The sequence below is a fragment of the Mesorhizobium sp. USDA 4413 genome (assembly GCF_056280365.1).
On record NZ_JBVPRP010000001.1, the window covers coordinates 2,347,621 to 2,370,487 of the forward strand.

Sequence of the window (22,867 nt, forward strand, 5' to 3'; positions counted from 1 at the left end):
CGTACTCGCGTCGGCCATACCGTTCGCACGTCAGTTCAGCCGGCCTTTGTCCCTTGGTCCAAAAGCAACGTTTGCTGCGGCGGCTCTGAGATTCTGCTCAGCTCTCATGGCGCGTCAGTTTGTTGTCAGGTCAGCCAAGCTACGTTCCGACTCAAGGGAGCAACGGTTGTGATGTTGAAGGTGATTGCGACCTCCCGACTGCGAGCGAAAGGCATTCGAGCGTCGCCCGGCTAAGGGCATGCTCGGTTTACCGATCGGACAGGGTGCTTCCTTCAGAGCTCCCGGCTTCGGTGCCCTAGGCGCGCTTTGGGGTTCCTGAGCGGCGACCATGTTGGCTCGCCTGTCGTTGCTCCACACACTTTAGGCGATGCGTTGTTGTCTGGATGGGAGACGAAGCATGACCAACATCGGCCGGGCGGGAAGATCGCGCATCGGAGACACTCCAGCCGGTGGCACCCCGGACGGCAGGTCACCCGCCGCATCAGAAGGTGGAAACGCGTTCAACTCGATTGTCGAGCGGATGCACCGCGAGCCGCAGGCTGGCGAAGCTTCCTCCAGCCGCGCCGCGGGCCGCGGTGATGATACCCCGCAGGACCGGTCCGCCCGCGCCCCCGTTGGTCAACCACGACTTTTCGCTTCCGCATTGCGCGGAACGGGCATGACGCGGCGCCGTTTTCCTTTGGCGCGAGACGGTGAAGCAAGCCAGGAAGAAAGCGCTTGGCGTTGTGACGGTGAGCCGGGACGCGGTGATCATGCAAGCGAAAGTTCTTACGTTCCGGTCCTGTCGCATCGCCAAACCACGTCCGATAGCAACGCAGGGCCAGGAGAGCGACGTGCCGACGATGGCGTAGAAACCAACATCCGTCTCGGAAGCGAGCAGCGGTCTCATGGCCAAGGACGGCAAGCGGGTCCTTCGCGTTCCGATGCCGGATCGCGGCGCAGAGACGGCGTCACCGATAGCTCACACACCTCCGCCCCGTCGCATGGTCGAAACCCATCCGGCGTGGAGGCCAGGCCGCCACGCAGCGACGATGGGAGCACGCGCGATAGCCGCCGCATAGATTCTCAACGGCCTGAAGGATCGCGGCAGCAATCAGGCGCTTTGCGGGCCGAGGGCGGGCCCTCGCGCCAGCGGTCCGGACGCGCGAACACAGCCGGATTGCCACCGCATAGACAAGCTGCCGATTTGCAAGTGGGACGGCATTCCGAAGCAGCCCCGCAGCCCGTCTCGCGCGCAATGTCGAGCAATCTGTTCAACAAGGCTCTCGATGACATCGGCCGAGCTCAAGACATCGTTCAATTCTCCTGTGCGGTGGTGCGCCACAGCGGCTTGCTGCGGGACCAGGAAGAGCAGGCAGCATTCCTGCAAGGAGCCGCTGTCCAGTTCACCCGTCACTTTCTGCCAAACTGGGAGCGGGATATCCGCGAGGGAGAATCGTTTGGATATGCGACGGTAGCCAACGCAGTCAGCCGCGAACCTGGAGGTCAGCCGGGCATGCAGGCCTGCAGGGCCATGGCAGCCAAGGTATCGAGGTCTACCAGCGCCCTCGACGGTGTAGATGCTCGCGCGTTGCCGCTGTTTTCCTTGTCGTTCGGCCGATATCCCCAACTGGCGGAATGCCGCGACGGCACAATCAGGATCGGCGAATTCTGCAGCGACAACCCAGCAGTGCTTCGCCAGCTCGACGCCCGAAACCTCTCGCTGCTGGTGAACGGCTTTAGCAAGTGGCCTGACCAGCCAGGGTGTGGCGAGGGCACTTCCGCAGTCGCTGGTGAGGCTCTTCGCCGCGCTGAGACGCAAGGGTTTTCCGAATTCAGTCCGCAGAGCTTGAGCAACCTGGTCAATGGCTTCAGCAAATGGCCGAACCAGGCGGAGTGTCGGGAGGCCACCGGCGCTATCGGCACCGAGGTGACGCGCCTTGCAGGCCGAGCCAAGCGGCTCTCCGATTTTAGCCCGCAGGGCCTGTCGAACCTGGTGAACGGTTTCAGCAAGTGGCCGGAACAGGAAAGCACGCGCGAAGCGACGATCGCCATCGGCTCTGAGATCAGTCGCGAGGCCAACCGACTCGGTCGCTTTCCTGAGCAGGAGCTGGCCACGTTGGTGAACGGTTTCAGCAAGTGGCCGCAAGAGCCGGGCATACGTCAGGCTGCGGTCGCCATCGCAGGGGACATTGCGTCCGGCGCCGGCAAGCTCGGGGGATTTACTCATCAGCAGCTGGCGGCACTGGTGAACGGTTTCAGCAAGTGGCCCGAAGAACTCAATATGCGCCAGGCTGCAGTCAACGTCGCCGGCGAGATCGCGCATGCCAGGGAGCCGAGCAGATTTACTGATCAACAGCTGGCCAATCTGGTGAACGGTTTCAGCAAGTGGCCCGAACAGGAGAAGGCGCGCGAAGCGGCCGCCATCATCGCTTCTGAAGTCAGTCGCGACGCGCGACTTTCGCGTTTTCCTGAGCTGGGGCTGGCCAATCTGATCAACGGTTTCAGCAAGTGGCCCGAAGACCTCGAAATGCGCCAGGCTGCAGTCACCGTCGGTGCGGAGGTCGTTGCGCGCGTTAGGAAGCTGGGTGGGTTCACGGATCAACAACTGGCCACTCTAGTGAACGGTCTCAGCAAGTGGCCCGAACAGGAGAAGACACGCGAAGCGGCCGTCGCCATCGCCTCTGAGGTCAGCCACGACGCGCGAATTTCTCGTTTTCCTGAGCAGGACCTGGCCAATCTGATCAATGGCTTCGCCAAGTGGCCGCAAGAACCAGGCATGCGCCAAGCGGCGCTCGCCATCGCCGGGGAGATCGCCTCCCGCGCCGGCCAACTCGCCGGATTTGCCGATCAACACCTGGCGAATCTGGTCAACGGTTTCAGCAAATGGCCCGAACAGGAGAAGACGCGCGAAGCCACAGCCGCAGTTGCCTGCGAGATTCTGCGCCGCACCAGTCACGTCCGTGGATTTACTGACCAACATCTGGCGAACCTGGTGAACGGATTCAGCAAGTGGCCCGAGGAGCCTGAAGTGCGCCAAGCTGCAGTGGGCCTCGCCGAGGAGATCGTGTCCCGCGCCGGCCAACTTGCCGGATTTGCCGATCAACACCTGGTGATCTTGGTGAATGGTTTCAGCAAGTGGCTGGACCAGCATAAGATGCGCGAGGCTACGGTCACCATTGGCAAGGAGGTCCTTCGCCGCGCCGATCGCCCGGATGTCGGGCTCTCAGATTTTACTGCGCAAGGCTTGGCGGTCCTGGCGAACGGCTTCAGCAAGTGGACGCAAGAGCCGGTGTGCTATCAGGCTCTGGTGGAAATCGCCCGCGGTCTCGGCCCCAAGGGGCGTCGCTTCGGCGCTTTCATCACGCCTGCGCTGGGCAGCATCGCCAGCAGTCTGGCGCGCGGTATCCTGCAGGGCGAAGAGGCCGGGGAGGTCGCCGAACCCGCTTTGCTGAAGGAGCGGCTGCAGCAGCTGGCGCATTATCTGCACTATGCCGAGGACCGGCTGCAGCAGGCCGATGTCCTGGCCATCGCCAACATCTTCAAGGCCCTGAGCAAGGCGCAGTTGTCCGACGATCTCGGTGTGCTGGCAAAGCCGGGGCTGGACCGGCTGGAGGCGCTGCGCGCCACGCCCGCCTTCGAGCGCGACAACAACCTGGAGACAATGGGCAATCTGTGCGTCGCCCTGCTGCCGCTGGCGCGCAGCCGGCGTCCGGCGTTGCGCTGGTATCGCAGGCCGGCGCTGAACCTGCTCAACGCCATCCAGCCGGTGGTGGAGCGCAAGATCGAGGCGCATCTCGAGGCCGGCCAGGCCGAGCGCGACAGCGGCGCCAATGCAAGCCGCTGCCCGGCGCTGTCGATCTATCAGGTGCTCAAGACCCGCGCGGTGCTGGAGAAGCTCTACCGGCGGCCCTATGTCGAGGGCGACAAGCTCGCCTTGCGGCGCCGCCAGGAGGAGCTGCACGCCAAGACCAGCCAGATCCTGGACAGCGCCCGCGCCCTCATCGAGGCCGACCTTTCCAACATGAGCTGGAACGTGATCGCCGAGATCGAGGCGGAGGGGCCGCTCGACGCGCTCGACACCTTCATGGCGCAGAACGCGCCGAGCATCCAGGCCCAGCATGCCGCCGCCGTCTTCGATGTCCATGGCGTGCTTGAGGCCATGGACCACGAGCCGCGGCCGCCGCAGGGCGATGCCGGATTGATGCGGCTGCCGGTGGTCGACATGCAGGGGCGGCCGCTGCCTGGCGAAGCGGAGCTGCGCTATTCCATCTTCCACCGCCTGACATCGGGAGCTGTCAAGGTGGTTGCGGTGCAGCTGCCGGGCAAGCCGAGCGCCTTCATGCTGGCGCGCACGCTCAACGTCGAGGGCGTGCCCTACCGCATGGACCTGTTCGGCGGCAGCAAGCTGAAGGCGCCGCAAAAGACCCTGGCCCAGCTCGCCGCCCGCCTGCCCGGCGCGGCCGACGAGGCCACCGGCGGCAAGCTTTTGGCGATCCCCTATGCCGACACGGCGCCGGGGACGGCCTTCGAGCAGCTGGCGCGGGCCTGGGCGCCGTTCAAGGAAGCCTATTACTACACCCAGCGCCGCGGCTTTGCCGCGCCGCCGGACATCGCCGGACTTGGCCCGCACGACTATGCGCTTGAAGGCGCCTTCAGCCTGTCGCTGCTGCCCGACCGCCCGGCAGGGGCAGCGCATCCCTTCAGGCTCGCCGGGCCGGACGGCCCGATCGCCTTGCGGCCGCATGACGGCTGCGGCTTCATCAGGGCCTCGCTGGCCGAGCGCATGCCGGCCATCGCCCGGGCCGTGCGCCCGGACGGCGCCGCGCCGGTGCGTGTCTTTGGCCAGGACAAGCGAACCTCGGTGCCGGCCTCGGCCCTGCAGCATTATCCGCGCAGCGCAGCGGTGGCCGAGGAGACGCGCGAGAAGGCCGAGGCCTGGCTCGGCAGCCGTAAGCAGCCTCGGCTGACGGCCGAGGAGCTGTTTCGGACCGTCACCTCGGGCCACATCGACGGCCCGGGCGCCGTCGCCGTGCCGTCCGGCGACGGACGCCTTTATGTGCCGACGCTCAAGAGCGAGACCTTGACCGGCGACGGCGGCGTGCTTGTCGGGCGCTCGCCCTACGACAAGCCGAACCTGCGTCCGTTCGCCGCCGGCCAGGTCAGGTCGGCGCGCGACGGCGACGCGACCGCGGCGTTCCTGGACCGGTGCGTGGCCTTCCAGTACAGCTTCAACGTCGCGCACAAGTCGGGGGAAAGGCTTGCCGCCGACGATCCGACCTTGTTTGCCAAGGGCATCCTGATCGTTGTGCCCGACCAGATGTGGCCGGCCGACTTCGCCGAGCGTTCGGTGGTGATGTCGGCCGAGGACGTCAAGTGCCATTCGCACTGGCTTGAGGGCAAGGACCGGGTCAAGGCCGACACCGGGCTCGACTGCGTCGGCATCCTGCAGGCGACGGAGGTGTTCGCGCCCGGCTCGCTGGTTGCGGTGCCGAGCGCCGAACAAAAGAAGCTCGACGGCGATTTCGACGGCGACACCGTTGTCATCGTCGGCGACCGGCCCAGGCTCTACGAGCATGTGCGCCAGTTCGACCAGAAGGAGCAGGGCGCGCGGCCAGGCCTCGCTGAAGCCGCCGAAGTCGCACACGCCGGCCATCGAGAACGGCAGCTACCAGTTCAGCCGCTCCCGGCAGATCCTGTCGGCCACCCAGCAGGTGCTGGAGACCTACAGCTGCCTGCAGCGCAACCTCCTGGCGCAGCCGCTTGAAGCGCAACGCTGGTTTGCCGAGCGTGCCGTCTTCGGCACCTACGAGGGCATTCACCATGAGCTCAAGACCGACATCCGCGCCCAGCTGCAGGCAGAGCGGCCGGACGGCCAGGCCATGCAGGGGCTCCTCCAGAGGGCCAGGCAGGACGGCGAGGCGGCCCGGCATCCGGTGGCCCGCGAACTGGCCGCCTTGCTGGTCAGCGAGCTCGAGGCCTGGGCCCTCCAGGGCAATGGGGAGCAGCCAAGCGCGCAGCCCGGCGTCACCGGGCCTGGCGTCAGCGCCGCCGCCGGCGCGCTGTTTCCCGAGCTTGCCGAATCCTATCCGGCGGCCGCCGACGCCAGGGAGCGCGTCGAGCTCCTGCTCGACCACTGCCGGGCGCGCATCACGCCGCGGCCCGACGGCTACAACCCGCACGATCTGCATGAAAGCGCCATCAACCTGTTGAGCGTCGGCATCAAGGTCGGCACCGACGCCTACAAGTCCGATACCGGGGCGCGGCTGTTCATGAAGAAGAGCGCCGAACTGCAGCGGCTCCTGAAGCAGATCCCGGGCCTGAAGCCGGCGCCCTATGTCAAGTCGCTGGCGGCAACGCTGCACCAGGGCCGCTTCGACGTCGACGCCAGCCTGGCGGATCTGAAGGACAATCCGACGCTGGCGGCCTCGGTCATGGAGGCCTCGATCAAGCTCGCCGCCGCCAACGGCATCCTGCCCAGCCCCTTGGACGTCGCCGCCGCCGACGACCCCGCCGCCACGATCACGCTGAGCCGCGAGCAGGCCCTGGAGCACGCCAGGCGCGCGGCCCAGCGCGCCGCGGCGGAAGAAGGCGCCATCACCGCGAACGCGCAGGCGGTCGCCGCGCTTTTGCGGCAGGCCGGCATCGACGTCTCCATGCCGCATCTCGAGCAGCGCCTGCGCGGGCGCGATTCGATGGCCGACGGGCTCACCGGCCAGAGCGTCAGCGCTGCGCCCGAGGCCCAGCTGGTCACCAATGCGGTGCGCCATGTCTTCGAGATCCCGGACGCGGCCTTGACGCGCGCCTTCAAGGCGGCCGTGCTCGCCTTCGAGGAGCGCGGCTGCAGCGAGGTCGAGACCACCAACTGGTTCAGGATGCGCACGCCGCGCTTCCTCGCCATCCGCACCGTGTTCAGCACCCCGCAGGGCTATCGCTTCGAGGTCGAGTTCCATACGCCGGCCAGCTACCAGGCCAAGCTCGCCAACCACGCCCTCTACAAGCAGATCGACTGGCTGCGGCGCCACCCCGGGCCGGACGCCGAGCAAAAGGCCGACGAGCTCGTGCAGCGCGTGCAGGACAGATGCCTCGAGGTCGCCATTCCCCCTGACGCCTCCAGCATCCCCCACTGGGGCTCGTCGGGCCACAGCCGGTCGCGGGCGGCTGGGGCCTCCAGGTTGGCCACCGCCGACCGGGCAAGCCAGCCCGCGGCCGCCCGCTCGCCGCAGGCCGGCGCGATCATAGCCGCCCTCGGCATGCGCCCGGTGGTGCTGGTCGGCATGCCGTGCAGCGGCAAGTCGACCATCGGCCGCGAGCTTGCCAAGCAGCTGGGGGTGAAGTTTGTCGACATCGACAAGGAGGCCGAAGAACTCGCCCAGCAACTGGAGAAGGGGCCGATCGTCATCGCAACCGGCGACAGCGGCTTCATCGAGCCCAACAATCGAGCCCTGATCGGCGAGAAGGCGGTGTCGGTCTGGCTCGACACCAACCCGCAAGTGATCCGCAGGCGCCTCGGGAACGACACCAGCCGGCCGCTGCTGCAAGGCCCCGACGGCGAGCAGAAGCTAAGCCGCATGTTCGACGAGCGCCGGCCGTTCTACCAACAGGCCGATATCACGGTGGTCCCGCCCTCGGCAAAGGACAAGGAGAACGCCGAGCCTTGCGTGGAGGCGCTCCACGCCTACCTGTGCGGCGGCGAGGACGCAGCCGCACAGACCCTTGCCAACGAGGCGCCTGCTCCTGAGACGCCCGCCGCTGCCGAGACGCCCGCCGCTGCCGAGACCCTCCCCACTGCCGGGACATCAGCCATCTCCGACGCTCCCGGCATCGCAGTCGACGTGCCACCTGTTCGGCCGACCGAGCGCCAGGCAGCCGGGCTTCCCCCGGCAGCCGCTGCAGCGCATCGGCTGGCGCTTGGCGCCACCCAGTGGCTGCTGGATGACCACATCACGGCCGATTACGCGCTGCTTGGCGAGACCTTGCACGGGGCCAGTCCCGGCATCGCCGCCCGGATCCGATTGGTCGAGCCTTCGGTGACCCATCTTTTGCGCATGACCCAAGACGAGGCCGAAGCGGCCGCCATCTTCCACGGCATCGCCGGCGGCGAGGGCAATTTGGCGGACGCCAGGACCGACTTCGTGTTCCTTCCCCTCAACAATGCAGCGCTTGGCGAGCAGGGCACTCACTGGTCGCTGCTGTTTGTCGATCTGCGCGGCTCGCAGCCGCTCGCCTATCATTACGACTCCTCCGGCGGCCAAAACAGCGCGCTGGCACAAGAGCTCGCCGCAAAGCTGGGCGCCCGCTTGAGGCCGGTGCTGATGGCCCAGCAGGACAACGACTATGATTGCGGCGTCTTCGTCCTCGACGCCACCCGGGCGCTGACCGCACGCCTGGCTGAAGCCGAACCGCCCGCCGGCCGGCCGCTCCACCTCGACACCCTCGTCGCCGACCGCCAGGCCCTGCTGGATCGCCTCAGCCCGCTTATCGGCTCCGGTCCATGAGGCTTGCTGCCACGGCTCGCCGACACTCCGGCCTGGTTCACCAGCGGATGACGGCGATTTAAGCGGTGCCACGACCGTCACAGCGGCGCCATAGCCAACCGGCCGCGGATCGTTCAGCGGGCGGCATACAGGCGCGGGGCATCATCCGGATCCGACAGCTTCACAACCGCAGCCGGACAGGCTTGTTGTCGAATGGGAAAATCGGCGGGCCCGCCGCGAGTGTCTCCTTCGCGCCGGAAGTGATGACCTCGACTGCGTCCTGCCGTGATATCCGCCAGCGCAGACCGCAGCGCATTCTCGACGGGTACCTATCGGCCAACGCACCACGACGGGCGGCTCGGTTTCATCGCGGCCGCAGTGCAACTGCGCCAGCGTCTCACCGCACCGTTCAATCCATTGTGGATAGAGCACATCGCGATATTTGCTGATATCGTCTCCGCTGGGAAAAGTACTCGATCTTTGTCAACTCGCCGTATGCGTCGCCATGCTCGCCGGATGCGTTGGCCGTGCTCGACGGAGGGGGCGGCGTGAAATCGATTACGAGGGCATGCTTGAGCTTGGGTGCCGCGAGAAATCCCCCGATTTCCGTTTCGTTAGAGGGACCGCGACCTTTCTGGTTGCGCATATTGTGTTTGAACTGTCCACGGTTTCGCAGGCGCCAATCGAAATCCTTGGCTCTTGGCCCGATAGGCGTCCATTTCCTTCTTGAGTTCCTTGATCGTTTGGCGTCGGCCGTTTCCATCGGAGACGCCGCCAGCTCTCGTCGTTCATAAGACATAGTCGAGATGCTCCTCCAGCGCGATATCCGGCTTCACGCTGGGCATGCGCCGCAACACCACCCTTGGCGAGGGTGCGCGGATTTCAGACTCCGACACCCAAGTCTTCAGCATTTGGCGGATGCGCCGAAATATTTCGAGCGCGCGATCGCGCGTGCGGCTGTTGGCATTCTTGTGCTTGTCGATCTCATCCGGGCTTTCGCCAGGAGGATTACGACCGGATCGTAGCCGAGCTCTTGCCACGGCAGCTGCTCGAGTGGCTTGCACTCGAAGAACAGGTTGGTGTCCGCAACCAGATGGATATCCATTCAGTTCCCCCACGCCAGCCGGTCCACATACCTGTTTTCGCTCAGGCGAATTCAAGCGGCTGGCGGTGCCTTCTATCTGCGGCAGGACGAGTTGCCCTTCGGCGCCACGTCCGTGGTGCGTGCCCCTAGCCGGAAAGACTGTCGGATCAGCCTGCGCGGCGCCATGGCTTGCTTTCTGAACAATGCCTTCTAGTATTTCAGTCTCGCCTGATGTATCCTGTAATAACTAGACTGCGCTCAGCGGGTATCATATTTAAAATTGGAGTTGGATCAGAATCTACGCCGACTAACGGCGTAGCGATCGGAAGATCTGCGTGGGTTTCTTTACAATTCCCTATGGGCTGCGGGGGAGGGGAACAAAGAATGACCGTCGCCGACTCACAACGACTGCGAAGCGTGGCGAGGCAAATAGCTGACGCGAGCGCTCCTGAAGTGCTGGCGAATATTAGCCAAGTACAGAATGAGTTCGAGCATCCGCAGTGGGTAGCCGATGCCACCAAAGCGATGAATGCCCGCTATGGCAATTTCTCGGCGACGACACCTCGATTGGTTGACGAAGGCGTGGCGCTAGCCGGAGGGCCGCCCGGACCTGGATCGGCGCCCCCACCCGCGGCCGCCGCTCCGGCGCAGCCCCCACCGCCCGTCACTAATGACGAAACCATCGTGTTCGCCGTGGGCACGCCGGTCTTCCTCGTCCAAAACAACGCGATCGATATCGGCAGCGCCCGAGCCGAGGCGACGGCGTGGCGGCAGATTCTAACGGCCAAGGCGCCGTTGCTGAACCGCAGCATGGCCTCGATCGGCCGCGTCGACGTGAGCAATTTCGACAACCCGTTCGTCGGGACGGCCTGGGTGATCGACGACGGGCTGGTGATCACGAACCGGCATGTCGCCAATCTCTTTGCCCAAACCAGCGGGGCAGGCTTCACCTTCAAGCTAGGCTTCGACGCGCGTACGCCTATCGGCGCCGATATCGACTTTCTCCAGGAATACGGGAGCGCGGCTACCGACCCCGTCACCGTCGAGCGCATCGTCTGGGTGGCCCCTGACGGCCTGCCGGATATCGCCTTCCTAAAGCTTGCGCAGATGTCTTCCGCTGTCGGCAGGGTGAAATTGCAATTGGCCAGCGAACCGCCTCCTGCGAAGCTGCCCGTTGCCGTGGTCGGGTATCCGGCCAGCGACATCCGGTTCTCGGATCAACAGCTCGCCAACAAAATCTTCGGAGGCATCTACGACAAAAAGCGGGTGGCGGTGGGGAACTTGCTCGGCGTCGGCGACGACAACATCACCCATTCATGCTCGACCCTTGGGGGAAACTCCGGCTCGCCTGTCATAGACATCGGCACCGGGCAGGTGGTCGCGCTACATTATCGTGGCATTGAATTCATTGAAAACGACGCAGTCCCGATCGACCAGCTCAAGCGCTGCCTCGCGCGCGCTCGCGGCCTGTTGGAAAACACTGGAGGAATCGTCATGGCCGACAATAGCGGCGGGGGAAGCAATCAAAACCCGGGGCGTGGGGGAGTCACGTTCACGGTGCCGCTCAAGATTACGGTGGAGATCGACGATGGGGCGTTGCCGACGCTTGCTGCTGCGGTTCCAATGCATGGTTCGGCGCAAACTCCTGGTCCCGGTCTTGGCCCCGCGACTTCGGCGCCGCCGCCCGGAAGTCCTCCGCCCACCCGGGAAATGACGCTAGCCGCCGTGCGCACGGCCCGCGCCCTGCTCGCGAACCGGGAAGACGTGGTCGCGGTCAAGCCAGGCTACCGCTTCGAAAACGGCGAGATCACGGACGAGCGCGCGGTGGTGATTGCGGTCAGGCGCAAGGTCGATCTCGGCGCGCTCGAGTCGCGTGGCGTCGTGCCGCTTCCCTCGTACGTCGATGGTGTCCGGACGGACGTGACGGTCGCCTCGACCGCCGATCTCATGGGACTCAGTTATGGCGACGAGGCACCTCCGGCCTGGCACACCAGTTATAAGAAGCGGCCAGACCTGCCGCTTACGAGGCGGAAGACGACGACGACGTTCACGGTGCATACGGGACCGGACGCAAGCTGGCCCGTGCTAGGGCCTTTCCTTGCGTCGACGACAAAGTCGCTGGTGGTGGCGATGTACGACTTCGGCGCCGTCAACGTGCTGAAAGGCGTACTGGACGCGGTCAAGAACAAGGCCGAGACCATGTCTCTTGTGCTGCAGATGGGTGGCAAGGTACACGCCGGCGACTTCACCGACTATGAGGCGGTGGACAAGATACGCGAGGAGAAAGGCGACAAGTTCAACTTTGCGCCCGCGAGCGTAGGCAAGGCGGGCATCTTCGATTCCGCCTACCACATCAAGGTCGCCGTTCGCGACCGGGCCGCCATGTGGCTGTCGAGCGGCAATTGGCAGAGCTCGAACCAGCCTGACGTAGCGCCGCTCGCCAACCCTGCGGACGCGAGCGCGCTCAGGCTCTACAACCGCGAATGGCATGTCGTGCTCGAAGACAAGGATTTAAGCCAGCTCTTCGAAGCTCATATCCTGCGCGATCTAGAGGAGGCGAAGGCAGCGCCGGAGACTGTCGCGGGCGAGCCGCTGGTATGGGTGCCCGCGGACCTAACCGTCGATGAAGCAGCAGCGAAACCGCGCTACTTCCAACCTTTAACCGACACCCGCGAGATAGACGTGCAGCCCGTCCTGACGCCCGACAATTACATCGACATGGTACTGCCGTTTATCCAATCAGCGAAGAGCACGATCTACTTTCAGAACCAGAGCTTCAACACCAAGACCGTGGGCGACGATTACCGGAAGCTGCTGGATGCGCTTTTGGCGCAGCAGAAGGCGGGCCGCGATGTCCGTATCATCTTCCGCTCGTTCGGCCCGGACGACCGTGACACAATCAGCAGCGCGAAGGACTACGGTTTTGACACCAACAAGATTCGCAAGCAGAACAATTGCCATACTAAAGGCATCATCATCGACGGCGAAGCGGTGCTGGTCGGGAGTCACAACTGGACAACGGCCGGCACCGGATTCAATCGCGACGCCAGCATGATCTTCTATGACCGCGACATCGCCAAGTTCTATCAGGAAGTCTTTCTCTACGACTGGGATCGAATCGGGCCGGCCAAGATCGACGAGTCGCTGCCGATGCCGATAGTCGTCACTGCAGCCAACGAGACGACGCCGCATCCAGGTTACGTCGCAGTTCCGCTGTCCGAAATCCTCGGGCGTTGATCGGCTGAGCAGGCGCCCGTCGCAAGCGGTGTCGGCGAGCCGTCGAACGGGACGGCGGAAACCGCGATGGCTCAGAGCGGATACTCCGCGATGCGGGATTCTCGCTGCCGCCCGACGATGTTCCAGAAGCCGTGAAGGTGAAAGAAGGATCAGGCCTGGACTACCGGAGTGCGGGAAAGTTCGCTGGAGCTGCGCTCGAGAAGGAAACGACGCCGCTGCTGGCCGATATGCGCGCGCTTGTGGTGACGCACACGTTTCCGTTCAAATACGGTAGAGCGTCTGCTTCAGTTCCTGGAGGGAAACACCTTTGAGTCGCAAACCTCCAATTCGCTGTCGTCCTCCCAAAGCGCCAGCGCTCGGCATTCCAGGTCACGGCTTTAGGCGTCGATCCGGCCGCTCATGCTGAATTCCAGAAGGAGGCATTGGCAGTCGCTAGGGAAGGTGCTGCGAAATTCCAAGAGCGGTACAGGCGGTGCTGAACGCGCTTCGCGTCGTCGACCCCGTGGTCATCCCCGCCTGCTTCGCGAGCTACGGACTTCAAGTCCGCCTGGGGCACGACGGGAGGGAGATAAAGGCGACATAACCAACATCACGCCGAGATCCTCCAGGCATGCTTTTGACCCTTCCGGCGACGGACTGGGCACAGGAGTGCTGCTGCCTCAGGTGCCGCATGCCTGACGGCCGTCCCAAAGCCTTCAGAGGCCTTTTTCGTTCAGCGCATGGTGGACAGCGAGGCCATCAAGGACGACCAGGATAAGATCTCGGTGCGTTCGCTCCAAGAGAGGATTCGGCTGCACACGCACGGGGTGCGGAACTGGGGCTAAAAGGGGATGTGATCAAGCTGTCCGTCAATCTCTATGGCGCGCTTGATGCGGCCATGATCGCTCGCCATGGCTTCGGCGCCACTGATGTGATCGAGATCGCCCGGGTCGTCCTCGCCGAATTCGAACGGAAGCAGGGCACCCACTGGGAGAAGGTGCGAACGATCACCCTAGGTGGCAAACAGCGGCTTGACAGGAATTATCATGGTACTGCTTGCCGACGGCCTCGGCCCAGCAGGAATTGCCAAACTGGTCGGCTGCTGCAAATGCAGTTCTATCGGATCATTAAAGCCTTCAATGAATCTTCTGCTGCGATAGCCAAAAGCGGTGGACTAACGCCGACATAAGCAGATCACGCTGGCCTTCCTCGACAAAGCCGGTAAAAGCGTTCCCCGTGTTGTCACGGAATAGGAGTAATTGAATGCACGAGGACACCGCAAATAGCCGAGGCCTGTTGATTGAACTTACGGCAGATATTGTATCTGCCTATGTCAGCAAAAACGCCGTTCCCACCGCGTCACTGCCAGAGCTTATCGCAAGCGTGAATTCGTCATTGTCGAATCTTGGGCAAGCGGTCGAGCCAGAGAAGCCAGCCCAAGCGCCTGCGGTTAATCCGAAGCGGTCGGTGTTTCCCGACCACATCATCTGCCTAGAGGACGGCAAGAAATTCAAATCGCTTAAGCGGCATCTCAACGTCCACTACGGCCTGACGCCCAACGAATATCGCGAGAAATGGGGATTGAAGCCCGACTACCCCATGGTAGCGCCGAACTATGCGGCCCAACGGTCGGCGCTGGCGAAGTCGAGCGGTCTCGGCCACAAAGCTGTCAGCAAACCCGAAAGGAAGTCGGCGGCACGCAAATCTAGGTAGTGAGCGCAATGCCTCCCCGAGGTCGATGCGCCATACGGTGGAATTGACCGGCCAAACCTGTAAGGCCTTCAATCCGACATAGCCTACGCACAGCCGAAGCAAACTCGGAGGCGACAAGGACGCCGGCAATCCTTTGGTAGCAAGTCCTGCTACGGCTAAAGTGATCGCCGGCTGGTCCTGTGCAATCGCGGACGATCGCGTCACAGCGGCTGCCTAGCTCCTTGAGCTGCGCGGCCAGATCGCTAGGCTCGACTGAGACGCGAACTCTATCGCTGGGGTTCCTTGGAAGGCCTGGGCGGTCTTGAAGACCGCTTCGATTTCGCAGGCGAAGTCCAGATAAAATTGCGGGGGAGGGCTTTGGAGCGTTGAAGACGAAGCCGAGGCGGTATTGCGGCAGCACTCCCGTCCTCTGCCGTCATCGATGTGATGACCGAAATGCCGTTTTCCAACTCGCGTTTTGTAATACCCAGAACGCCGTGCATTAAGTCGATCTGCAACTTCTTCCCGTTGATCTCGGCCACGACAACTGCGGTGTTTGGCGTGTTCATATCGTCGGCATTTGGAAGATAGACCTTCCCACCAAGCGCCTGCGCCAGGCTCTCTGCCGCCTTCCTTGTGCCGAAATAGTCGATGTTCCTTACTCGTCAGTTCGGAACCGGACGACAACTCAGGAGCCCGGTCCTGGTAGAACCATGCCCACAGGTTGGTAGCCTGACCGCCGATGACGAACGTGGCATCATCGATCGTAAGTTTTGATGCTATCTGGAGAACGTCTAGCGGGCCGAAACGCGCAGGCTCGTCACTCATCTCAACGCGACTGAGGCCCTGCGAACAAGAAGCCGGGCCTTCGACCGATCCAGGGACGAGAAAAAGCCATTCTTATCGCGAAGTTGTTTGGCGGAAATCTGCTTGGATGCAAGGCGCGCAAGGTCGACATCGCGGGAACGCTGCTTCTCCGCGCGACAATCCTTCACGTCGAAATGACCAACCTTAACGCCCACGGCTACGCTCCTCGATCAAACAATATATCTGCCCGACCTGCCTGAAAATCAATGCGGCGGGCACATGGCAATATTGCTAACCGTCAACTCTGAAACGCGGTGAAGCAGATAGCGAGTTTGGCCCACGTTCGCTTACGGCTCGTTTACTCGAAGTTCAAGAATTGATCGACTCCGGCGGGCAGATCCATTAAGGGCCCACCTCATGTTCAGGCGGATACGCATACGGCGCTGATTTTCGACGGCCTCCGAGGCCGCCGCATCGCTACGCGTGTCGACGACTGCCAACCGGAGCCTGAACATGAACACCCGCGCCTCCAATTCCCCCGCGCCCGCCTGACTCCGAGGATTCTGGAACGTCCGGAGTGGTTGGATAATATCCACCACGATCCCGAAACGAGACGCGGATGTGTGAAATACCAGGACGGGCAGCACTCCCTGATGTCTGCGCGGCGACAACTACGGTGGCCGACCGGTCTCCATAATCGTCGCGCTAGACTGGTGTCCCCGAATGCCGGGACATGCCCATCCAACACCTCCTCCAGATTGGCGAAGAGGAAGCCTAGGCGATCTTCCGCCAGTTCCGCTGGCCAAAGACGAATGGCGATCCCGTCTGCCCGCATTGTGGCGTTCTCGACTGCTAGGCGCTCCGCAGGCGGGGGTTCAGTGCTCCGGCTGCCGCCGCGAGTTCTCCGTCACCTCAGGCACCGTGTTCGCCTTCCACAAGCTCAGCTTGTGAAAAATGCTGGCCGCGATCTGGATGTCCGTGAACGCCGTGAAGGGCATGCACGCCCTGCACCTCTCCCGCGAGCTCGGCGTGCAGTACAAGACCGCCTGGGTCCTGTCGCTGAAGATCAAGGAAGCGCTGGGGCTGCGCCGCGTCGGCATGAAGCTTGAGGGCCAGGTCCAGATGGACGGCAAGTACGCTGGCGGCCACGTCAAGCCAGAGAACAAGGCCGAGGAGCGGATTGATCGCCGCCTGAAGAAAGAAATACCTGAACATGAAGCGGCTATGCGTGCTGGCGCTTGCGAGAAGAATGGCAGCGGGTTCGAGCGCACCTTCACGCGCATCGTCCGCGAGGAGCAGGGCGAGGCCGCCTGGGCGACGGTCCGCGACCATGTCAGCCAGGACGCTACCGTCGTCACCGACGAACACCCCAGCTATGCCGACTTGGCCGGCCTCAACCAGCACAGGCAGGTGAACCACGCATGGCGCGAATCTGAAAGATCGCGACGCGCTTTAGAGTTCGACGTGGCTGATGAATAGACACCCGCGCGCGCCCTGATTAGGAGCGCCGGTGGCCGGACAAACTCCCGACTTTTCCGCTGTCGATTTTGTCGAATTGGCGACAACTGGAGCTCGACCGAGACAGGCTCTTCGAGCGTAACCCCGCTGCAAAGTTTGAGAAAAATCTCGGTTGGCCTGAAATGGCATGATCTTTGTTGTTTTCCATTCGATGTGATCGCCGCGGCAAGAAGCGCGACGGGTCCGCTCGCAGAATAGCGGTCTCGTTAGAGCGGGGCCGCGCTTGCAAAATCGCTCGACGTCTTGGGCATTCATGCAATTCAGGAATGACTTCCAACTCTAGTTGCGAAGACGCGGTCAGGGCGGAGCGGTAGTTCGTTTGAAGGTTGCATCAACGCAATAGCGGGTACTTACGTCGATGGGCTTCGTGAAGACATTTAGTGTCTCCTTCTTTCGCTTGGCGGCGGGATTTGCGTTTCTATGCTCTGCACTCACAGGCTGCCTGCTTGCCTCCACAGCCATGGGGCAGGACAACCTGCTGGATGTTGCGAGATCGCTGTTCAGCCCCATTCCCAAGCGTGCTGCAGACCTGGACGGCAATCCGGCGACCTTAGAGAAGCTCGAGTTGGGCAAGATGCTCTATTTCGAACCGCGGCTCTCGCAAGCTCACAACATCAGCTGCAACACCTGCCATCAAATCGGCCGTGCTGGCGGCGATGGCCGCTCCACCTCTATTGGCCATAACTGGCAGCGCGGCGGCCGCAATGCGCCAACTGTATTCAACGCCGTCTTCAACATCGCCCAGTTTTGGGACGGACGGGCAGCGGATCTGACGGAGCAGGCCGGCGGCCCGATCTCCAACCCGACGGAGATGGGGACCACTCCCGGGCACGCCGTCGAAGAGCTCAAGGGCATTCCTGGGTACGTTGAGGCGTTCGGCAAAGCCTTCCCCGATGAAACCGATCCCCTGAGATATGACAACATCGCGAAAGCCATCGCCGCGTTCGAGGCGACGCTGATCACGCCTAACGCACCCTTCGACAGGTATCTCGAAGGTAACGAAAACGCACTTACCGCTGAACAGAAGGAGGGGCTCAGGCTTTTCGCCGACAAAGGATGCTCGTCTTGCCACAACGGCATCAACGTCGGCGGGAGCATGTACGCTCCTTTTGGGGTGGTCGAAAAGCCCGGCTGGGAGTTGCTGCCGCCTGACGACAAGGGACGCGTCGAGGTGACACAGAAGGTGGATGACGACTATGTCTTCAAGGTTCCTAGCTTGAGGAACGTCGCACTCACCGCCCCCTACTTTCACAGCGGCCGTACATGGGATCTAGAGCAAGCCGTGGCGGTGATGGGCACGACCCAGCTTGGTACGCAACTGAGCCCTGAGGAAGTCGACAAGATCACCGCTTTCCTACACGCGCTCACCGGGGACCAGCCGAAGGTAACTTATCCAACCTTGCCGCCGAGCGTCGCGACGACACCCCGGCCGGCGCCGTGACCGCATAATCCTGAAAGGGAGGCTAATACGCCGAAGGAGCCAGACGTCTGCTTCAATCTTGATCGCCAATGAGCCATAGCCGCTTTTCCCGGCGCCGTCGCACGGAGGAGGGGATGTTCATCGCCTCGCGATACTTTGTGACGGTGCGGCGCGCAACATTGATGCCGGTTTCCTTCAGCCGGGCGGCAATCTCGTCGTCGGAAAGCACGTCACCGGGCGATTCTTGAGCAATTATCGCTTTGATCTGATGGCGGACAGCTTCGGCGGAGTGCGCGTCGCCGCCTTGGCAGGAGGCAATCGCGACGGTGAAAAAATACTTCAGTTCGAACACCCCGCGCGGGGTAAGCATATACTTGTTCGAGGTCACCCGGCTCACCGTCGATTCATGCACGTTGATCGCCTCAGCGACAGTCCTGAGATTGAGAGGCCGCAGATGAGCCACGCCATGTTGGAAAAAGGCATCCTGTTGGCGCACGATTTCAGTCGCAACCTTAAGAATTGTCTTGGCACGCTGATCCAGGCTGCGGATTAACCAATTCGCGTTTTGCAGGCATTCGTTCAGAAACGCTTGATCTTTCGGATTCCGGGCGGCGTGCCGCGAGATTTCGGTGAAATAGGTTTGGTTGATCAAAACCTTGGGCAAGGCGTCCGGATCAAGTTCGATCTGCCATCCACCTCCGGGCGAGGGCGTGACCCAGACGTCGGGTATGATGGATTCCGGCGCTCCGGATTGGAATCGGTTGCCAGGCTTGGGATCGAGCGCACGGATTTCATGCAACATCTCGACAAGGTCTTCTTCATCGACGCAGCAATGCTGCTTCAACGCCTGAAAATCGCGTCTGGCAACCATCTCAAGGTTCGCGACCAAAGCGGCCATTGCCGGATCGAACCGGTCGCGCTGACGCAACTGGATCTCGAGACATTCGCTGAGAGTGCGAGCAAAAATTCCCGGTGGATCAAACTGCTGCAAGGTTGCGAGAACCCGTTTCACATCCGTCTCGCGGGCGTTCAGTTTGCCGGCCAGTCCCACAAGGTCCACGCGAAGATAGCCCCTATCTTCCAGATGGGCTGCGAGCTCGCCTGCAATCAGCCGCTCCTGTGGTGTGAATGCAGTGAGCGCGATTTGACCAGCGACGTGGTCGTGCAATGTTTCGGTGCAGGCGGCGAACTCGTCCAGGGCAGGGCGGCTATCCGCAGGGGTGTTCGTCGTGTTGCGCGGGGATTTCCATTCCCCCAGTCGTTCTGTGGCCGCCGCGCTCGTCGGCCTATCCATGTCTTTTTCGCGTGCGCCAATGGACTGGTCTGCCGAACTCGGCACGTCGCCAAGAGCCTCACCGTCGTTTGAAGCTGGCTCCAAAAGCGGATTTTTCTCGAGTTCCTGCTCCACGAATTGATGCAGTTCGGCGCGAGCTAACTGTAGCAGGCGAATCGACTCAATGAGCTGAGGCGATGCCACCATAGATTGCTTCTGGCGTTGAAGCAGCCTTGCCGAGGACAGCATGTTGAGCACGAAACTCCAATCGAGGAGGCTCTTGGCCGTGCGTTAATGGGATTGCCAGACGCTCACTTGATCAGGCGGCGGCCTGCAGTGTTTCAAGAACGTTCTGCGGGGATGAGACATCATAGGGATCGCTCTCGCAATTGTCGGAGAAACCTTCCTCCTCGAACCACTGCTCCACCGCACCATCGTTGATCAGGGCGGCGTAGCGCCAGGAGCGCATTCCGAAGCCGAGATTGTCCTTGGCAACCAGCATACCCATTTTGCGCGTGAACTCGCCTGAGCCGTCCGGGATAAGCTCGACCTTCTGCAGCCCCAAGGATTTGCCCCACGCATTCATGACAAAGGCATCGTTGACGGAGAGGCAGTAGATTGCGTCAACTCCTTCCTTCTTGAACTCGTCGTAGAGCTTTTCGAAATTGGGCAGTTGGTAGGTCGAGCAGGTCGGAGTGAAGGCGCCAGGAAGCGAGAACAGGATAACGCGCTTGCCACCGAAATAGTCGTCGGATGTCTTGTTTTCCCAGCGGTATGGATTTGGCCCCTCGATGGACTCGTCGCGAACACGCGTGCGAAAGGTAACGAAGGGAACCTTCTTCGTGATGGTCATCAAGTGCTCCTTTTATAAGAAAACTGGCATGGCTTCTCGGTTTGGGCCGACGTAACGTCGACTCGGCAGGCATGCCGGACATGAGATGAAGGCCTTCGCGGCTTCCAAATCGCTCTTCCATCCGGTGGTACGGGAAGGCCTTGGCCCACCCTCTTCGTCATCCGAATGGCTGGATCGATATCGGCGATTTGGGCGGTCCGAGCAACCCCTTTAGGGCAATTGGCGCTGCAAGGGATGTCGATGACTAGCTGCTTCTCGTCGAGGAGAAAGTGGTGGCGATCGACAGTGTCAATCTCGAAATAGCCGTGTGGTGCCGCAACGTTGAGGTCGCGCAAAGGTCTCGCTTTACGAAAATGGTTCTGCGTATTGTAGATGGTTGCCGGTGGCGCCTCGACGTCGATTGGGGTGAGCCTTCGATGCAGTGCTTCGGCATTCACATGCTGATAAGGACCGGCAAGCAGCAATTGGGAGCACGCCGCGGTGTTGGATGTCGGCCTCCGAGCACACCTGCGCAGAAAAGCTGGCGAGCGCTGACGTCTGGAGGGGACGACCTCCCGATGCTTATCCGCGGTAGTCACCGTCGCCTCAAGCGCTTGTCTGGAGTCACCAATGGTCCGCCCGTCGCTTTGTTTGTGGTTCGATGGTTCTAATGAGCTTGTCGCAAATGCCGTGCCATCTGACGTGCAGCGGGGATGGAAGCGATTTTTACCTTGAGTAGAAGGACCATGCTTTCGGGGTCGCCATGGAGGAAAGCCTTACGTCTAAGACGGCGGTCTCGTCGGGCTGAACGTGTAACATCTCAGGCAGCTAATGCTCGTGAAACATACAAGGCGTTTCCACGTGAGACTCGACGAACCTTCTTGTGTCAGAAGGTGGACGAAAATGTCGGAAGCTATACCAAGGGCAGGGGGCCGGGCCGCGAGAAGGGAGAAGTGGTGGAACGGAGACGATACCTATGTGAACCGAAGCGCAGCTTCGTCCGCGCGTGGCCGAATGGGAAAGGCCCGGACTGAATTCCTTTATGTCAATGAACTCTGTGCTGTTTCGGCAAGCCGGTAAGAACTCGCGGCGGCAGCCGGAGCACTTGAAAGCGCGCCTGCGGCGCGTAGCAGACGAGAAGGCCGCAATGCGTGCAGACGGGCTCGCCATTCGTCTTTGGCCAGCGGAAATGGCAGAAGGTCATGTTGGCTTCCTCCTCGTCAATCCGACGAGGTCCTCCAACCAGCGTCGTATGCTTATCCCCTCAACATTGGGTGGACCCTCGGTGGATATTTCCGCGGGAGTCGATCGGTTCCTCACATTGGGGCTGACAGGTGGAACGGGCCGTTGTGCTGCGGTGAATTCTATTATGAGGCGCGATGCCAAATTGCCCGTGGGTCGACTCTGTCGGGCGAAGGAACTATATACCCAGCATGGTTCGCGCGATTACGAAAACCCATATCATTGGCGCTGCTGAAGGTTTTTCAGCAGTGGACGGGCTTGTATTGGCTACGGTCAACGCGCCCTACAAGCGGGATATCAGCGTAGCGGCGCTGCGGGAGTGTATTGCCAAGGCCAAACTGGACGATTGGCCCGTCCATGTCGCCACTTTCTTCACAGACGTGGAGCCTTTTCTCGTTTTTCAATTTGCAAGCGCTCACGGTATCTCTAAATCCAAGCTCGCCAAGGCTTACATGGCAACGAAGGCCGCGACGGGCGAGTACAATCCGGATTTGGAGAGCGAACTTGTCTCACTGGCTTCTTCTCCTCGATAGAGCAGTAGCAGGCCTCGATCGACTCCGCGCGAAAGGGCAACCCGTCCCCGATTGGGTGCTCGGGGGCGGTACCGCTCTGATGGTCCACACTGGTCATCGCCTGAGCAAGGACATCGACGCTTTCATCGATGACCCCCAGTATTTGTCGATCCTTTCACCCCGATTGGGTGGCGAAGGCATCTGGGAACATCAGGCATATGATGAGGCGGCAAACTACCTCAAACTGATCTACCCAGAAGGCGAGATCGATTTTATCGTCGCTTCTTACATTACTAATGTGCCAACGGAGCGGAAGATCATTGGCGGGAGTGGACGTAGTCAGGGACTTTCCCATTCGATTGAAATTGAACACCCGGTGGAGATTGCCTTAAAGAAGCTCAACTATCGTGGCTCTTTGTTGAAGGTCCGCGACGTATTCGATATCGCAGTAGTGGACCACCTATTCTCGGATTTGCTCCAGGACAACCTACATTTCGTGTCGCATTTGAAAGCGGCTATTGGCACCAGGTTAATCAATCTCCAAGAAGATTATGTTCGCAATGAATTGGCGGAACTCAATATCGCTGAAGAATGGCGATCCATTGCCGAAATCTGCCTCGATCGCATGAGGGAGATTGCGGAGGCTATTCCCGAGCCCAAATCCACGCCATAGCCGGAGCCTTCGGGTAACGGCCCTTCGAAGAAGACGCATTGCCTGCGGTTGAATAATGCCGATAAGGGATTTGGTGGCGGTTGGGCGGTTGCTACCGAATAGCGCGAATTTCTAGGATCTGCCGCTCATCAAGGAGCTGAAA

13 protein-coding genes are annotated in these 22,867 nt (G+C 61.8%); 9 read left to right on the top strand and 4 right to left on the bottom strand.

Annotated elements, in window-relative coordinates; genetic code table 11:
- Positions 1-397: 397 nt before the first annotated feature.
- Positions 398-5,746: a hypothetical protein gene (locus ACVMIM_RS11425; protein ID WP_476111988.1), complete on the top strand. Its 5,349-nt coding sequence runs from the start codon at positions 398-400 to the stop codon at positions 5,744-5,746.
- A 3,498-nt stretch (positions 5,747-9,244) separates the two neighbouring features.
- Here the strand turns inward: ACVMIM_RS11425 and ACVMIM_RS11430 are convergent.
- Complete coding sequence (locus tag ACVMIM_RS11430) at positions 9,245-9,367, bottom strand: hypothetical protein (protein ID WP_476111990.1); 123 nt, start codon at positions 9,365-9,367, stop codon at positions 9,245-9,247.
- Positions 9,361-9,561 carry a hypothetical protein gene (locus tag ACVMIM_RS11435; protein ID WP_040986767.1) on the bottom strand — a complete coding sequence of 67 codons (201 nt, stop codon included), beginning with the start codon at positions 9,559-9,561 and terminating at the stop codon, positions 9,361-9,363. The genes ACVMIM_RS11430 and ACVMIM_RS11435 overlap by 7 nt, the downstream gene beginning before the upstream one ends.
- Before the next feature lie 363 nt (positions 9,562-9,924).
- Between ACVMIM_RS11435 and ACVMIM_RS11440 the strand changes: the two genes are divergently transcribed.
- The 6 genes from ACVMIM_RS11440 to ACVMIM_RS11465 all read left to right on the top strand — a co-directional run bounded on the left by ACVMIM_RS11440 (position 9,925) and on the right by ACVMIM_RS11465 (position 18,214).
- Positions 9,925-12,777, top strand: coding sequence for a phospholipase D-like domain-containing protein (locus ACVMIM_RS11440; RefSeq protein WP_040986766.1), 2,853 nt, complete (start codon positions 9,925-9,927; stop codon positions 12,775-12,777).
- An 832-nt stretch (positions 12,778-13,609) separates the two neighbouring features.
- Positions 13,610-13,945 carry a hypothetical protein gene (locus ACVMIM_RS11445; RefSeq protein WP_131802842.1) on the top strand — a complete coding sequence of 112 codons (336 nt, stop codon included), beginning with the start codon at positions 13,610-13,612 and terminating at the stop codon, positions 13,943-13,945.
- Between the two features lie 74 nt (positions 13,946-14,019).
- Positions 14,020-14,469 (top strand): Ros/MucR family transcriptional regulator, encoded by a 450-nt coding sequence (locus ACVMIM_RS11450; protein WP_040986765.1) that lies wholly within the window; start codon positions 14,020-14,022, stop codon positions 14,467-14,469.
- Between the two features lie 1,567 nt (positions 14,470-16,036).
- Positions 16,037-16,111: a transposase gene (locus tag ACVMIM_RS11455; protein ID WP_476117179.1), complete on the top strand. Its 75-nt coding sequence runs from the start codon at positions 16,037-16,039 to the stop codon at positions 16,109-16,111.
- 98 nt (positions 16,112-16,209) lie between these two features.
- Positions 16,210-16,734 carry an IS1595 family transposase gene (locus ACVMIM_RS11460; protein ID WP_476111994.1) on the top strand — a complete coding sequence of 175 codons (525 nt, stop codon included), beginning with the start codon at positions 16,210-16,212 and terminating at the stop codon, positions 16,732-16,734.
- A 397-nt stretch (positions 16,735-17,131) separates the two neighbouring features.
- On the top strand, positions 17,132-18,214 hold the full coding sequence (locus tag ACVMIM_RS11465; RefSeq protein ID WP_476111996.1) for a cytochrome-c peroxidase: 1,083 nt from the start codon (positions 17,132-17,134) through the stop codon (positions 18,212-18,214).
- 52 nt (positions 18,215-18,266) lie between these two features.
- Here the strand turns inward: ACVMIM_RS11465 and rpoN are convergent, their stop codons facing one another.
- Together rpoN and ACVMIM_RS11475 are read right to left on the bottom strand one after the other, a co-directional pair.
- Positions 18,267-19,715 carry an RNA polymerase factor sigma-54 gene (gene rpoN / locus ACVMIM_RS11470; RefSeq protein ID WP_476117180.1) on the bottom strand — a complete coding sequence of 483 codons (1,449 nt, stop codon included), beginning with the start codon at positions 19,713-19,715 and terminating at the stop codon, positions 18,267-18,269.
- A 70-nt stretch (positions 19,716-19,785) separates the two neighbouring features.
- Positions 19,786-20,319 (bottom strand): peroxiredoxin, encoded by a 534-nt coding sequence (locus tag ACVMIM_RS11475; protein ID WP_040998951.1) that lies wholly within the window; start codon positions 20,317-20,319, stop codon positions 19,786-19,788.
- Between the two features lie 1,412 nt (positions 20,320-21,731).
- On the opposite strand from ACVMIM_RS11475, the gene ACVMIM_RS11480 reads away from it, so the two are divergent.
- Together ACVMIM_RS11480 and ACVMIM_RS11485 are read left to right on the top strand one after the other, a co-directional pair.
- Complete coding sequence (locus ACVMIM_RS11480) at positions 21,732-22,073, top strand: hypothetical protein (RefSeq protein WP_476111998.1); 342 nt, start codon at positions 21,732-21,734, stop codon at positions 22,071-22,073.
- The gene (locus tag ACVMIM_RS11485) at positions 22,045-22,725 is read left to right on the top strand and encodes a nucleotidyl transferase AbiEii/AbiGii toxin family protein (protein ID WP_476112000.1); all 681 of its coding nucleotides are present in this window, start codon (positions 22,045-22,047) and stop codon (positions 22,723-22,725) included. The genes ACVMIM_RS11480 and ACVMIM_RS11485 overlap by 29 nt, the downstream gene beginning before the upstream one ends.
- Positions 22,726-22,867: the final 142 nt, after the last annotated feature.

Coding starts and splice junctions, on each gene's coding strand:
- ACVMIM_RS11425 (WP_476111988.1), top strand. CDS start 398: ATGACCAACATCGGCCGGGCGGGAAGATCGCGCATCGGAGACACTCCA.
- ACVMIM_RS11430 (WP_476111990.1), bottom strand. CDS start 9,367: ATGCTGAAGACTTGGGTGTCGGAGTCTGAAATCCGCGCACCCTCGCCA.
- ACVMIM_RS11435 (WP_040986767.1), bottom strand. CDS start 9,561: ATGGATATCCATCTGGTTGCGGACACCAACCTGTTCTTCGAGTGCAAG.
- ACVMIM_RS11440 (WP_040986766.1), top strand. CDS start 9,925: ATGACCGTCGCCGACTCACAACGACTGCGAAGCGTGGCGAGGCAAATA.
- ACVMIM_RS11450 (WP_040986765.1), top strand. CDS start 14,020: ATGCACGAGGACACCGCAAATAGCCGAGGCCTGTTGATTGAACTTACG.
- ACVMIM_RS11460 (WP_476111994.1), top strand. CDS start 16,210: ATGCTGGCCGCGATCTGGATGTCCGTGAACGCCGTGAAGGGCATGCAC.
- ACVMIM_RS11465 (WP_476111996.1), top strand. CDS start 17,132: ATGGGCTTCGTGAAGACATTTAGTGTCTCCTTCTTTCGCTTGGCGGCG.
- rpoN (WP_476117180.1), bottom strand. CDS start 19,715: ATGCTGTCCTCGGCAAGGCTGCTTCAACGCCAGAAGCAATCTATGGTG.
- ACVMIM_RS11475 (WP_040998951.1), bottom strand. CDS start 20,319: ATGACCATCACGAAGAAGGTTCCCTTCGTTACCTTTCGCACGCGTGTT.
- ACVMIM_RS11480 (WP_476111998.1), top strand. CDS start 21,732: ATGGTTCGCGCGATTACGAAAACCCATATCATTGGCGCTGCTGAAGGT.